The organism is Neorhizobium sp. R1-B, assembly GCF_004368875.1.
Taxonomy (GTDB): Bacteria; Pseudomonadota; Alphaproteobacteria; order Rhizobiales; family Rhizobiaceae; genus Neorhizobium; species Neorhizobium huautlense.
On record NZ_SOEM01000002.1, the window covers coordinates 35,651 to 47,930 of the forward strand.

Here is a 12,280-nt window from a genome sequence, read left to right on the forward strand (position 1 = left end):
AAAGCCGGGAGGCCGAATGGCTCCCATCTGCAGGAGAGTGTCATGTCGACAGCTGCAAGCCCAACCGTTGAAGAAGAAGAAATTCGCCGGCGCGTGGACGGTCTGGCGCGAGCGTTGCGCGCCAAGGACATTGGCGCCCTGATGGCGTATTACGCGGCAGACACCGTTGTCTTCGACATCAGACCACCGGCGCAGGTCCAGAGCGCAGATGCCTATCGAAAGAACTTCGAGGCCTGGTTCGCTTCGGTTGAAGGATCGATCGATTACGACATCCACGACTTGCGCATCGCAGCGAATGGCGATGTGGGCTTCTGCCACAGCCTGAGCCACGTCAGGAGCATGCGGACAGGCGGAGACAAGGCGGATTACTGGGTCCGCGTGACATCCGGTTTCCGCAAGATAGCGGGCCAATGGCTGATCGCCCACGAGCATATCTCGATGCCGATTGATCTTGCGACCATGCAGGCGCAACCGAACGTTCAGTCATAAAGGTAGCGGACCCGGCGGCGTCACGCCCGCCGCTTGATCGCCCAGGCGTCCCGCTCCGCCGTTACCGTCGCCACGTCGCCGACCTTGATGCGCCCGATGCCGCGCGGCACGGCATTCCAGCCGAAGAGCGGACCGGGCACACGGCGATCGGCAGACATGCGGATGCGGCCCATAGCGGCCATCGGGCTCGGCGCCTCGCGGGAGCCGGTCTTCTGGTCCTGCGTGGTCATGATGCAGCGGGCGCAGGGTTTGACGAAATCGAAGCGGATGCCGGAAATCTCGATGCCTTCCCAATTGTCTTCCTCGAAGGCCTCGTCATGGTCGAGCACGATATTCGGCCGGAAACGCTCCATGCCGACCGCGCCTTCGCCATGTTTTTCCATGTCGGCATTGAGTGCCGCGAGCGAGCCGGCCGTGGTGACGAGCACCTGATAACCGTCCGCGAAAGTGACGGGCGTATTCGGCCCCGCCCATTCGGCGCTTGCGGTACGCTTCGCGTGATCGTCGAAGAAGACCAGCCGGATGTCGCGGCCGAGCCAGCCCGAAATCGTCTCGTTGACCGCATCGTCAGCCACCGCCGCACTGACGATCGACTTCCACACGGCGACGTCCATGCGACGGCCGGCCGGGGGGTGGCTGACACCGATCTCGCCCTTGCCGTCGACCGCCAGGCGGAAGCCGCCGTCTTGCGGCGTCACCTGAAGCTGCGCCAGCGCCTGCAGTTCGCGCTGCGTGATGAAATGGCCGGAAGGATCCGTCACCATCATCCGCCGGTCGCCGGGAATGCCTTCCGCCGCGATCTCCGCTTCGGTAAGCGCAATGCCGCAGCCGCTTTTCAGCGGATAGTAGTTGAGTTGGCTGACGCGCATGATGATATCCTCAGATTTCGTCGACGAAGAGGTCGAGTACCGATTTCAGCCTCTCATGCCGTTCCTTCGCGAGCACCCGGCCGGTCGCGGTCTGGAACCCATCCGCCAGCTTGAACAGCTTTATTCCGAAATGGTCGATGGCAAAGGCCTTGTCGTCCAGAGGCCGCTCCTTGCCGAGCGGATCGGCGGGATCGTAGAGGCCGGATCCCATGCGGCCGGCGATATAGAAGCAGCGCGCTGCACCCACCATGCCGATCGCATCCATTCGGTCGGCATCCTGCAATATCTTCGCCTCCAGCGTTTCCGGCGCAATGTTTGCCGAAAAGCTGTGGGTGGTGATGGCATGCGCGACGGCGGCGATATCCTCTTCCACCCATCCAAGGCCGGCAAGAATGCCGGCGGCTTTCTCCGCCGCCAGCCGCGAAGCCTGCGATCTCAGGGGCGAATTCTTCTCGACCGCCACGCAATCGTGGAGCAGCACGGCGGCCGCGAGCACTCGCCCGTCGCCGCCTTCTTTCTCGTGGATACGCAAGGCATTGCGGAAGACGCGCAGGATATGGGCGATGTCGTGGCTGCCGTCGTCGCCTTCGGTCGCATGCGGGATCAGGGTTTGGGCAAGCTCCTCGTAGGGCGAGAAGGCTGCGGCAAGCGAAACGGTCACGATGCGGGTTCCTGCGAATCGGTCAGCTCGGGTTCACCGTTCTTTTTCACCAGAATGCGCTGGTAGAAAAGCCCGATGCCGATCAGCACCGCACCGAGCCCGATGAACGAGACGGCCCGCAAGATGCCTTCGAGATTCGACATGTCGATCAGGAACACTTTCACGACCGCGACCAGCACGAGGCCGGCGGAAGCAAGCCGCAGGCTCTTGGCGTCCAGCCGAGATCCCACCGCCAGCAGCGCCACGCCGATCAGCAGCCAGACCACCGAATAGGTATAGGTCTCTCCCTGCAGAAAACCCTTCCAGTCGGCGATGTTCTCTCCCTGCCAGAAACGGCGCACCGAAAGCGTCGCCCAGAGGAAGCCGAGCACCGCGCCGGCGAGCGCCAGCATGACGACATAGGGCTGCGGTCGCCGCCCGCGCGCATACCAGGCGACCAGGCCATAGGCGAGCGCCGGCAGAAGATAGCCGATCAGCAGCAGGTTGAAGAAGGGCCAGGCACCGGTGCTTTCGCCGCTGAAAAAGGGGTTCAGCGCGAAGAGATGCAGCGACAGCACGTTGAGCGTCGCGATCACCCCGGCAATCATGGAACCCCAGCGGAAGACCGGGCTCGGCGATCTGAGATCGAGGGTCAGAAGCACGCCGGAGAAACCAACGGTGACGAGCGTGTAGATCGACTGTTCGCCAAGCGTCGGCACCCGGTCGTCCAGCACGCCGCCGTTCATCGCATGACGTACGAGAACGGCGACCGTCATCAGAACCGCGAGCGAGGCAAGCGCCTGCATGACGTTGCGGATGCGGAAATCCGCGGAACCTCTCAGGAGCCAGGCAGTCGCGATCGCAAGCAGCGTCGGAATGCCGTAGCCGGGAAGGAGCGCATTGAGGAAGGGCGTCTTGCCGAGGCTGTTGACGCCGATCAGCGTCGGTTCCCAGGCAATGCGGCCGAAGACGATCAGCGTGGCGGCGGCCATCATCCAGGGCAGTGCCGGCCAAGAGCGGAACCGCATCGCCAGCACATAGGCGAAGCCGAGGACCGAAAGCAGGATCGTGGTGACGATGCCGTTGGTCACCGCATGCAGCGCAAGCGCAAAACCTGCGAAGGAACCCGCGACGAGAAGATTTGCAGGCCAGTCGATAGGTAGATCGGTGCGCTCCTCGGTCGTCTTTTCGCTCCTGCGGAACAGCCAGTCCGCGCCGGCAAGCAGCACGAGGCCGAGCGCCAGCCCGTAGACCCCATGCGTCCAGTCGCGTCCGAGATTGCCGAAGTTGAGGAAGCTGATTGTCGCAAGCGTTACCGGCACGGCCGGCATCAGGACGCTCCAGAGGATCGAGAATTCCGGTTCGGCACTACGCAAACGCCTGAGAAAGGCAAAACCGAGAAAGGTGACGATGGCGCCGAGACTGAGGCTGATGATGATCTCATGCGTGTAGGTCAAAACCGCCACCGGCTGGCCTTCAGTCGGCGGCGGCGGAATGTAATCGAGCAAAAGGAGCGCGGTCAGTGTTATGGCCAATACCGCACCCGCGGCGGAGATCAGGGCCGGCCAGACCGCATAGGTGCGGCTCGCGCCGAGTGCCGCCAGCGCCGCGATCACCGCGGCAGAGGCAAACAGGGGGTCGATGCCGGTCGGAAAATCCGCAAGTAGCATGGCAAGCGCCGGCAGGACGGCCATGATCGAGACGGACAGCGTGATCTGCAGGGGCGGGCGCCCAAGAAGCCCGCTCCAGCCGGACTTCGCTGGCCGGTCCAGCCCATAGCGCGGCCCGGGCCAGAAGAAGCCCGTGCCGGCGATCATTACGATCAGCGCCAATGCCGGCGGCATAGCGTCGAATACGTCGGACCCCACCGCATAGGCGATGGCCCAGAGCCCGATGCCGATATTGGCAAGCGTCGGCACGATCGTCCAGCGCCGGAAGCGCGAGGCGGCATTGACCGCAAACCAGGTCAGGCCGAGGAAGAGGAACAGTGCATTGGCGCTCGGTTCCTCGCTTGCCACCAGTGCCGGCGTGATCAGCGAGGCGAGCAGTCCGAGTCCGGCGAGCGCCTGTCCGTGCAGCAGCGACAGCGCGATCGTCGTGAAGGAGACGAGTGCCAGTAGGATGAAGGCGCTGGTCGGCCCGATGAACTCATAGACGGCATAGGCTGCGAAGATTGCACCGAGCAGCGTCACCGCGCCGGCAGCCGTCAGCGCCCCGGGGATCATCGCATTGCTGAACCGCTCGGAAGCTTGCGGCAGGGCGCGTCGGCGCACAACCTCGCCCGCCGCCATCAGGAAAAGGCCGAACAGGCAGGCGAGGGTGAGCCGCGCAGCAGGGCCGAGCAGGCCGGCCTCGATCGAGTAGCGCACCAGGAAAATGCCGCCGAAGGCGAGCGCCACGCCGCCCACCCAGACCGGCCAGCGGGCGCCGAGATAACTCTCGAGATTTTCTTTGGTTTTCGGCTTGGCGGTGGGTTGAGGGGCGGGGCCGGGTGTAAGCTCTTCCTGTCCGGTGCCGGGCTCGCTTTCTTCGGTGCTTACGGATGCCGCCGCCAGCTCTTCGGCGGTTGCTGCATCCTCGGCAGTTTCGCGCGCCGCGAGTTCGGCAGCCGATGCCGGCTCCTCAGCGACCGTCTCGGTTGCGGCTTCGGCCGAAGCCGCAGTCGCGGCCTCCCGGAGCGGAAGCGCCTGCCGCGCCAGGAGATCGGCCTTGACCGCCTCCAGCTCCTTTTCGAGCCCGGCGATGCGGTTGGATGTTCGCCGATGCAGGCCAAACACCAGGATGACGAGAAACAGCAGCAGGATTTCGGTCATCGGCGGGGCTCACGGACGGAGGAATTGTTCCAGGCTTTATACAATTGCCGGGTGAGGAAAGGGAAGAGCCGCCGTTTTCGTCAAATCGAATGACGAAGCCGCGGAAAGCATTAACCTTTCCAGATCTTCTACGCCGATTTCAGTCGTCCCTTGCTTCACGGGTCCTCGCCCCCTGTGCCGAAAACGGGGGCAGGATGTTGCCGGCAAAATCATCGTCTGCACAAAATATAATCGCTACTAAAATATGATAACTTTATGTGCAATTTCAGCTTGCGCGACAGGAGAAGAAAGGTTTGGATGCGGTTATCAAACAAGAAACCTCGAGGGGACGACCTTTCATGATCTCGCGCAGACTGCTTTCCAAACTTTCGGCCGCCGCGGCTGTGGCCTTTGCCGCAGGCTTTGTCGCGTCCGCGGCGCCGGCCCGGGCGGATACGCCCATCAAAGTTACGCTGGACTGGAAGTTCGAGGGTCCCGCTGCCGGCTTCCTGCTCGCCCAGGACAAGGGCTACTTCAAGGCCGAAGGTCTCGATGTCACCATCGACACGGGTAACGGTTCGGTCGAGGCGATCCCGCGCGTCGCCACCGGCGCCTATCAGATCGGTTTCGGCGACATCAATTCGCTGATCAAATTCCTCGATGAGGACCCGTCGCAGAAGATCAAGATGGTCATGATGGTCTACGAGCGTCCGACCTTTGCGGTCGTCGGCCGCAAGTCGCTCGGGGTCACCAACGATCCGAAGTCGCTCGAAGGCAAGAAGCTCGGCGCTCCGCCGCCGGATGGCGCCTTTGCCCAGTGGAAGGCTTTCAAGCAGGTCGCCAAGATCGACGACAGCAAGATCACCATCGAATCGATCGGTTTTCCGGTCCGTGAGCCGATGCTCGCCCAGGGCAAGGTCGATGCCGTCTTCGGCTTCGCCTTCTCGGTCATTCTGAACCTGAAGGCGCAGGGTATCAAGGACGAGGATATCGCCACCATCCTGATGGCGGAAAACGGTCTCAACCTTTACGGCAACGGCATTACGGTCAATGCCGATTTCGCCGCGAAGAACCCGGCGGCCGTGAAAGGCTTCGTGAAGGCTCTGGCCAAGGGTTTTGCCGACGCGGTCGCCAAACCCGAAGAGGGCGTCGCAGCCGTCCTGAAGCGCAACGAGACGCTGAACAAGGATATTGAGCTGCAGCGCCTCAACATGGCGAATTCCATGAACATCAAGACCCCTTATGTTGTCGCCAACGGTTTCGGCGGCATCGATCCGGCAAGGCTCACCGCCTCGATCGAAACGCTGAAGGTCTCCATGGGCCTCAAGGGCAATGTGAAGGCTGACCAAGTGTTCGACGCAAGCTTCCTGCCCCCCAAGGAAGAGCGAATGCTTCCTTGATCATCGATGGAGAACCCGGCTCAAACCCGGGTTCTCTCTCGTCTGGAATTATGAATGATCGCGGAGACACGCCATTGGCGCACCTCGTTTCCCCCTTGGTTTCTATCGAAAACGTCGACATGCGTTATGGCGGCCCCAACGGGACGCTCGCCGTCTCCGGGCTCAACATGAAGGTCGGCAAGGGTGAGTTTGCTGCGGTCGTTGGCCCGTCCGGCTGCGGAAAGTCGACGCTGATGAAGCTCGTCACCGGCTTGCATATCCCGCAAGGCGGCGGCGTGATCGTTGCCGGCAAACAGGTCACGGAGCCGGTATCGATCGTCGGCATGGCTTTCCAGAATCCGACCATGCTGCCCTGGCGCACGACGCTCGACAATATCCTCCTGCCGCTGGAGATCGTCGAAAGGCACCGTCACCGGCTGCGCAGGCATAAGGCGGAATATGTGGAAAAGGCCGAACACCTGCTCGAAACTGTCGGCCTGAAGGGCTTCGGCTCGAAATTTCCCTGGCAGCTTTCCGGCGGCATGCAGCAGCGGGCGAATCTCTGCCGCGCCCTCATCCACGAGCCGGAACTCCTGATGCTCGACGAGCCCTTCGGCGCGCTCGATGCCTTCACCCGCGAGGAGCTCTGGTGCGTCATCCGCGATCTGCATGCAGCGCAGGGCGTCACCATCGTCCTCGTCACGCATGACCTGCGCGAAGCGACCTTCCTGGCCGACCGAATCTTCGTCATGAGCGCGCGTCCCGGCAGGATATTGAAGGAGCATGTCGTGCCCTTCGCCCGTCCGCGCGACCTCGAAGTCATGTATGAAAAGGGCTTCAACGACATGGTGCATGAACTGCACGGCGAGATCGCCAAGGCGAGGGTGGCGGCATGAGGGACGTGAGATGAGCGCCGTGACCGACAACACCACCCCGGTAACGCAGGCAAGGCCGCTTTCGGCCCGAATGAGCTGGGTTACATTGGCGCCCTGGCTTTATACGCTCGGCTTGTTCGTCCTCTGGGAACTGCTGGTCATCGCGCTCGAAATGCCGCCGACCATCCTGCCGGCCCCCTCCCGTGTCTTCCAGGCGATCCTGCAATACTGGTCGCCGATCTGGAAAAACTCGCTGCAGACCCTCTACACGACGACGCTGGGTTTCGCGATCGCGGTCGTGGCGGGGCTTGGCATCGGCCTTTTCATCGGCTGGTCGAAGACGATCTATGCCGGGCTCTATCCGCTGATGATCGGCTTCAACGCCATCCCCAAGGTGGCTCTGGTGCCGATCCTCGTCATCTGGTTCGGCATCGGTACTATCCCGGCGGTCCTCACGGCCTTCCTGATTTCCTTCTTTCCGATCGTCGTCAACGTTGCGACCGGGCTTGCGACCATCGAGCCGGAAACCGAGGACGTGCTGCGCGCGCTCGGCGCGAAGAAGATGGACATCATGCTGAAGGTCGGCATCCCGCGCTCCATGCCCTATTTCTTCGGCTCGCTGAAGATTGCGATCACGCTTGCCTTCGTAGGCTCCGTCGTCTCGGAAACGGTGGCCTCCAACTACGGGCTCGGCAATATGATGAGTTCCGCGCAGAGCCAGTTCAACGTGCCGCTGGTCTTCGCCGGCCTGCTGATGCTGGCCGTGGAGGGCATCGCCATGTACGCCTTCATGGCATGGATCGAGCGGCGCATGACCGGTTGGGCGCATCGCTCCACTATGGCCCAGTAAGCGGCTTTCCAAAACTTCGATCCTCTGTCGTGCTTCCGCTCTTGTCCATGTGACCTTTACATTTGGTTCATTTGGACTATTTTGGTGTGGTGGCAATTAGGAATAAGTCTCCCGTGGAAGTCGCGCCGAAAAAGCATGACGCTGAGCAACTGGCAGCCGTGGCCCTGAAGGCTTTCGGCAATGTGATGAGCGAGTGGGGGGTATCCCTCAGCGAAGCGGCGGGTTTGGCCGATATGTCGGAGAGCACCTGGAAGCGCGCGAGGAAGCCCGGTTATGCTGGCGGGCTGACCAAGGACCAGATGCTGCGGCTCAGCGCGGTCATCGGCATCTATAAGGCCCTTAAGCTCTATTTCAGCGAGCCGGTCGCCACTCGGTGGATGACGCTGCCGAACAACGGCCCACTGTTTGAGGGCGCCCGTCCGGTCGATACGCTGATCGAGGAGGGGTTGCCGCAGTTTCTGAGGGTGCGCAACTATCTCGACGCGCTGCGTGGCGGCGCGTGATTATCACGGCGTTGAAGGACCGGGGGCTGGTTCGGCTGATCCCGGCAACCTATCACAAGCCGCCCAGCCTGCGCGGGCTCGTCGATAGCGACGAGGAGCTGGAAATCCTTGCCGAGATCGAGGGCCTGACGAGCGCCCGCCTGATTGCCGAGCGGGGTCTGAACCTGCATCTTGATCGCCGCGAACTCGCCTGGAAACGCCGCAGGCACGACCTGCAGGTCTATGGCAACAGCCACATCAATGCCGCCTTCACCTATACGCGCAAGGGCGGCAACCGTTTCAACGCCGAAAGCCGCGGCGCCTGGTATTGCAGCTGGGACGTGATGACCTCGATTGCGGAAGTTGCCTACCATAAGACAAGGGAATTGCGTTTCATCGGGATATTTGAGGAGACGGCGCGCTATGTCGAACTTCTGGCCGATTTCATCGGCGAATTTCCCGACATCACCGACGAGGCGTCACACCCGGCCCTTAACCCCGATCCGGCTCTCGGTTATCCGGAAGGGCAGGCGCTGGCTGAAAAACTGCGGCGGGAGGGCTATGACGGCCTGATCTATCCATCGGTGCGCCATCAGGGCGGGCGTTGCCTTGTGGCATTCGAGCCGACCGCGATCCGCAACGTCCGCCCCGGCGCCTCCTGGGACATCGTCTGGCAGGGCACGGAGGATTACAGCGTCAACGCCGTTTGAGGCTGGAGCCAAGGTTCGAAAATTTATCTTTCGAAGATTTTGCGCACCAGGCCCGGCCTCCTCGTAAGGCCAGACCTGGTGCATCCTTTCCTTCAGGACCGCGCTGTCGCCGGTTCGTCCGCACCGTAAGGAGCCGGAGGTCCGCTCGCACCGGCAGTGCCGCGCGAATTTGCCTGAGGGTCTGGAATCTTTTCCGGTCGCTTGTCGAAGGCGAGCTTGATCGCCTTCGACAAGTCGCGGCTGGCATTCCACCAATCGCTGCTTTTTGTCCAGTATCGAAGTGTGACTTTCGTGCCGCCGGCGTCGAATTCCGCAACGAAGGCGGCCGGGGCGGGATCATCCAGCACCCGCTTGTCGTCGCGGGCAATGTGGAGAAGCCGTGCCTGTGCCGCGCCGATGTCCTCGTCTGCGCCGATATGCACCGAAATCTCGTTGCGGCGGGTTCTGCGCCGGCTATAGTTGGTGATCGGCACGTTCCAGAGGGTCGAATTTGGTGCGAGACGATAGATCCCGTCCGCTGTCTTCAGCTCGGTCGCAAAGAGGCCGACCTCAACGACCGTGCCGGTCACGCTGCTGGTCTCGATCGTCTCGCCGACGCGGAAGGGACGAAGCACAAGCAGCATGATGCCGGCGGCGATATTCTGAAGCGTTCCCTGAAGCGCCAACCCGACCGCAAGGCCGATCGCACCGAGCGCTGCGAGGATCGAGGCGGTCTGGACGCCGAACTGCCCGAGCACCATGACAATGACCAGGATCAGGACCACGTAGCGGACGATATTGGAAAAGAACTGGGCAAGGGTGGCGTCGATGCCGTGTATGCGTGACAGCCCGCTGTGAGCCCAGTTGCTGAGCATCCGCGCGGCGATCCAGCCAAGTATGAGAAGCACGACCGCGCCGATCACGGCGAAGGAATACTGCACCGCCAGAGCGCTCAGTTGAGCGAGTGCCGCTCTTGTCGCCACAACGAAATCCGATGTCTGTTCCATCCGGTCGACCGCTCCTTTCTCTGGATGGCCCGTAATTGGCGCAGCAGGCCGGGAGGTCAAGGCAAAAAAGACGGTCGTTTAATTGTACCAATAGGTGATTGAAACAACTTAGTTTTTAAGGTCTAAAGTGACCTGGAGAGGCAATACGAAGGATGCCCGGCCATCCGTTTCGGCCCCGCGGCCGATGCCTTTGACCGCCGCGATCAGACGCCCGTTGCGGCCGAGCATGTGGTCGCCGATCTCGATCAGCCGCGAATTCGGCGTGGCATGCGGTGCCACTTTTCGCAGCCGGCCGGCAAGTTCGAAATCGTCTTCTTCCGGATGGAGCGCCAATGCCGTTATGACGGCCGCCGCGGGGGAACGGGAGACGCCCATCCAACAGTGGATGAGGATCGGCGCCGATTGGTCCCAGTCCCGCACGAAGGCAATCAGGCGTTCGACATGCGTCTCGCTGGGTGCGATGAGGTCCCCGGTACCGGCAAAACCGATGTCGTTCATGGCGAGCTTCAGGTGGCGCTCGGCGGCGATCACTCCCGGCCGGTGGAAATCCTGGCGTTCGGCGATGAGGCTCACCATCGCCCCGGCCCGGTGCCTGACGGCCATCTCGGCAATGTTTGCGAGCGGACAGACGACGATTGAGGTCATGGTTCCCTCTTGGTCGTCTCGGTCGCCTGCTTGCCGTGGCCGCGTGCGGCCTCGATGTCATGAAAGCGGTCGAGGAAGCGCCGCTGTGCTTCGAGCGCAGGCATCGGGGCGATCGGCAGCATGTCGCGGGTGATGCCGCGCGGCTGGCCGAAGAATTTCCGCGCTTCGGCGACGGAAAAGCCGGCGAGTTCGGTTGCCTCGAAGAAGGCGGCGATCGTGTCGGCCTTCTTGATCAGCGCCTTCAGGTCACGGGATGCATGCGGCGGCAGGCCGAAGCGCAGGTGGATCGCCGCCTCCAGCCGCTGTTCGACAGCCTTGTAGCCGCCGCCGACGACCGATTTGAACGGCGAGATCATGTCGCCGATGACATATTCCGGCGCATCGTGCAGCAGCGTCATCTGCAGCGCATCGGCACTACAGGATGTGTTGCAACGCCGAAAAATCTCCTCCACAACGAGACAATGCTGGGCGACCGAAAAGGCATGGTCGCCACGCGTCTGGCCGTTCCATCGGGCGACGCGGGCAAGGCCGTGGGCGATATCGGAGATCTCGACATCGAGAGGCGAGGGGTCGAGCAGATCGAGCCGCCGTCCCGAGAGCATGCGTTGCCAGGCGCGGGCGCCCGGCGCATCGGTCCCGGCAGAAATCGTGGCTGCGGTCACGGCTCGGCCTCTTGCGCCTCGACGGGGAATGAAAGCCCAGTCCATTCCGGCAGTGTGAGCTTCACCGGCACATCGCCGACGATGAAAGGCAGGCCGCGCGCCAGTGCATCGCCGACACGATCGATGCGCACGACGGCAAGCCCCTTGTTGCCGGCGACCGAGCCGAGTGCGCCGACGGTCTTGCCGCCCGCGATGATCTCGATGCCGGAGGCCGGCAGGGCGGCATCACCGGAAACCAGCGCCAGCCGCCGCCTCGCGGTACCGCGGTGCTGCATGCGGGAAACCACTTCCTGGCCGACATAACAGCCCTTGCGGAAGGAGAGCCCGTCCGTCTTGTCGAGCAGGACATCGTGCGGAAAAGCGTCCTGCAACGGATAGTCGTGACCGGAAAGCGCCACGCCGACGTCGGCCCGCAGCGCGTGATAGGTCTCCTCCGGCCCCTCCGCCTGCCTGCCGGGGACGCGGGAGAGCACAATGCCTGCCTTGGCGAAGGCCGCATCCTTCACCGCGCCTTTTTCCGCCTCGTCGCCCCAGAAGACCGTTACGCCCTCCGTCGATTCGGCGGTGAGATCGACCGCAGCGCGCAGCTTGTACATGGTCAGCCGCCGCATCAGGGCTTCACGCTGCGAAGCTTCGGTCTCGATGAGTAAATCGTGGCTTTCGCGCCATACGAGGAAATCGAACAGGATCTTGCCCTGCGGTGTCAGCAGCGCACCGGGCCGCGCCTCGCCAGCCGGCAATCCCTCGATATCTGTGGTGATAAGCCCCTGCAGGAATTCCTGGGCGTCGCGCCCGGAAAGGCGGATCAGGCTTCGCGTCGGAAGAAAGGCGGCGGACATGGCAGGCAATCCGGTTGTCAGGAAAAAGGAGAATTAAGTCTTCCCGCAGGCGGCGACAAGAC

The 12,280-nt window shown here is 62.7% G+C and carries 13 protein-coding genes; 6 read left to right on the forward strand and 7 right to left on the reverse strand.

All coding sequences use genetic code 11. The annotated features are described in order from the left end of the window. Positions 1 to 42: 42 nt before the first annotated feature. Positions 43 to 489, forward strand: a complete 447-nt coding sequence (locus EDE05_RS02910; protein WP_132410039.1) for a nuclear transport factor 2 family protein — start codon at positions 43 to 45, stop codon at positions 487 to 489. A 20-nt stretch (positions 490 to 509) separates the two neighbouring features. Here EDE05_RS02910 and EDE05_RS02915 read toward each other — a convergent pair whose 3' ends face one another. From EDE05_RS02915 to EDE05_RS02925, 3 genes are read right to left on the reverse strand one after another with little or no spacing between them, the layout of a single operon-like run. After that, positions 510 to 1,358 (reverse strand): MOSC domain-containing protein, encoded by an 849-nt coding sequence (locus tag EDE05_RS02915; protein WP_134099915.1) that lies wholly within the window; start codon positions 1,356 to 1,358, stop codon positions 510 to 512. A 10-nt stretch (positions 1,359 to 1,368) separates the two neighbouring features. Further along, complete coding sequence (locus EDE05_RS02920) at positions 1,369 to 2,022, reverse strand: HD domain-containing protein (protein WP_166675434.1); 654 nt, start codon at positions 2,020 to 2,022, stop codon at positions 1,369 to 1,371. Continuing rightward, positions 2,016 to 4,811 carry a DUF2339 domain-containing protein gene (locus EDE05_RS02925; protein ID WP_134099920.1) on the reverse strand — a complete coding sequence of 932 codons (2,796 nt, stop codon included), beginning with the start codon at positions 4,809 to 4,811 and terminating at the stop codon, positions 2,016 to 2,018. The genes EDE05_RS02920 and EDE05_RS02925 overlap by 7 nt, the downstream gene beginning before the upstream one ends. Before the next feature lie 338 nt (positions 4,812 to 5,149). On the opposite strand from EDE05_RS02925, the gene EDE05_RS02930 reads away from it, so the two are divergent. The 5 genes from EDE05_RS02930 to EDE05_RS02950 all read left to right on the forward strand — a co-directional run bounded on the left by EDE05_RS02930 (position 5,150) and on the right by EDE05_RS02950 (position 9,086). Then, the gene (locus tag EDE05_RS02930; RefSeq protein ID WP_105373767.1) at positions 5,150 to 6,190 is read left to right on the forward strand and encodes an ABC transporter substrate-binding protein; all 1,041 of its coding nucleotides are present in this window, start codon (positions 5,150 to 5,152) and stop codon (positions 6,188 to 6,190) included. A gap of 119 nt (positions 6,191 to 6,309) precedes the next feature. Next, complete coding sequence (locus EDE05_RS02935; protein WP_105373766.1) at positions 6,310 to 7,065, forward strand: ABC transporter ATP-binding protein; 756 nt, start codon at positions 6,310 to 6,312, stop codon at positions 7,063 to 7,065. Between the two features lie 10 nt (positions 7,066 to 7,075). Further along, complete coding sequence (locus tag EDE05_RS02940) at positions 7,076 to 7,894, forward strand: ABC transporter permease (protein ID WP_105373730.1); 819 nt, start codon at positions 7,076 to 7,078, stop codon at positions 7,892 to 7,894. 113 nt (positions 7,895 to 8,007) lie between these two features. Continuing rightward, the gene (locus EDE05_RS02945) at positions 8,008 to 8,397 is read left to right on the forward strand and encodes an MbcA/ParS/Xre antitoxin family protein (protein ID WP_207914827.1); all 390 of its coding nucleotides are present in this window, start codon (positions 8,008 to 8,010) and stop codon (positions 8,395 to 8,397) included. Continuing rightward, positions 8,394 to 9,086 (forward strand): RES family NAD+ phosphorylase, encoded by a 693-nt coding sequence (locus EDE05_RS02950; RefSeq protein WP_134099923.1) that lies wholly within the window; start codon positions 8,394 to 8,396, stop codon positions 9,084 to 9,086. The genes EDE05_RS02945 and EDE05_RS02950 overlap by 4 nt, the downstream gene beginning before the upstream one ends. A gap of 92 nt (positions 9,087 to 9,178) precedes the next feature. On the opposite strand, the gene EDE05_RS02955 is transcribed toward EDE05_RS02950, so the two are convergent. The 4 genes from EDE05_RS02955 to EDE05_RS02970 all read right to left on the reverse strand — a co-directional run bounded on the left by EDE05_RS02955 (position 9,179) and on the right by EDE05_RS02970 (position 12,218). Continuing rightward, the gene (locus EDE05_RS02955; protein ID WP_132410029.1) at positions 9,179 to 10,072 is read right to left on the reverse strand and encodes a mechanosensitive ion channel domain-containing protein; all 894 of its coding nucleotides are present in this window, start codon (positions 10,070 to 10,072) and stop codon (positions 9,179 to 9,181) included. 108 nt (positions 10,073 to 10,180) lie between these two features. After that, positions 10,181 to 10,717, reverse strand: a complete 537-nt coding sequence (locus EDE05_RS02960) for a tyrosine phosphatase family protein (protein ID WP_134099926.1) — start codon at positions 10,715 to 10,717, stop codon at positions 10,181 to 10,183. Then, the gene (locus EDE05_RS02965; RefSeq protein ID WP_245422974.1) at positions 10,714 to 11,319 is read right to left on the reverse strand and encodes an HD family hydrolase; all 606 of its coding nucleotides are present in this window, start codon (positions 11,317 to 11,319) and stop codon (positions 10,714 to 10,716) included. Before EDE05_RS02965 ends, EDE05_RS02960 begins: the two co-directional genes overlap by 4 nt. Before the next feature lie 56 nt (positions 11,320 to 11,375). Beyond that, complete coding sequence (locus tag EDE05_RS02970; RefSeq protein ID WP_134099931.1) at positions 11,376 to 12,218, reverse strand: folate-binding protein YgfZ; 843 nt, start codon at positions 12,216 to 12,218, stop codon at positions 11,376 to 11,378. Positions 12,219 to 12,280: the final 62 nt, after the last annotated feature.

Coding starts and splice junctions, on each gene's coding strand:
- EDE05_RS02910 (WP_132410039.1), top strand. CDS start 43: ATGTCGACAGCTGCAAGCCCAACCGTTGAAGAAGAAGAAATTCGCCGG.
- EDE05_RS02955 (WP_132410029.1), bottom strand. CDS start 10,072: ATGGAACAGACATCGGATTTCGTTGTGGCGACAAGAGCGGCACTCGCT.
- EDE05_RS02965 (WP_245422974.1), bottom strand. CDS start 11,319: ATGCTCTCGGGACGGCGGCTCGATCTGCTCGACCCCTCGCCTCTCGAT.
- EDE05_RS02960 (WP_134099926.1), bottom strand. CDS start 10,717: ATGACCTCAATCGTCGTCTGTCCGCTCGCAAACATTGCCGAGATGGCC.
- EDE05_RS02930 (WP_105373767.1), top strand. CDS start 5,150: ATGATCTCGCGCAGACTGCTTTCCAAACTTTCGGCCGCCGCGGCTGTG.
- EDE05_RS02915 (WP_134099915.1), bottom strand. CDS start 1,358: ATGCGCGTCAGCCAACTCAACTACTATCCGCTGAAAAGCGGCTGCGGC.
- EDE05_RS02940 (WP_105373730.1), top strand. CDS start 7,076: ATGAGCGCCGTGACCGACAACACCACCCCGGTAACGCAGGCAAGGCCG.
- EDE05_RS02970 (WP_134099931.1), bottom strand. CDS start 12,218: ATGTCCGCCGCCTTTCTTCCGACGCGAAGCCTGATCCGCCTTTCCGGG.
- EDE05_RS02935 (WP_105373766.1), top strand. CDS start 6,310: ATGCGTTATGGCGGCCCCAACGGGACGCTCGCCGTCTCCGGGCTCAAC.
- EDE05_RS02925 (WP_134099920.1), bottom strand. CDS start 4,811: ATGACCGAAATCCTGCTGCTGTTTCTCGTCATCCTGGTGTTTGGCCTG.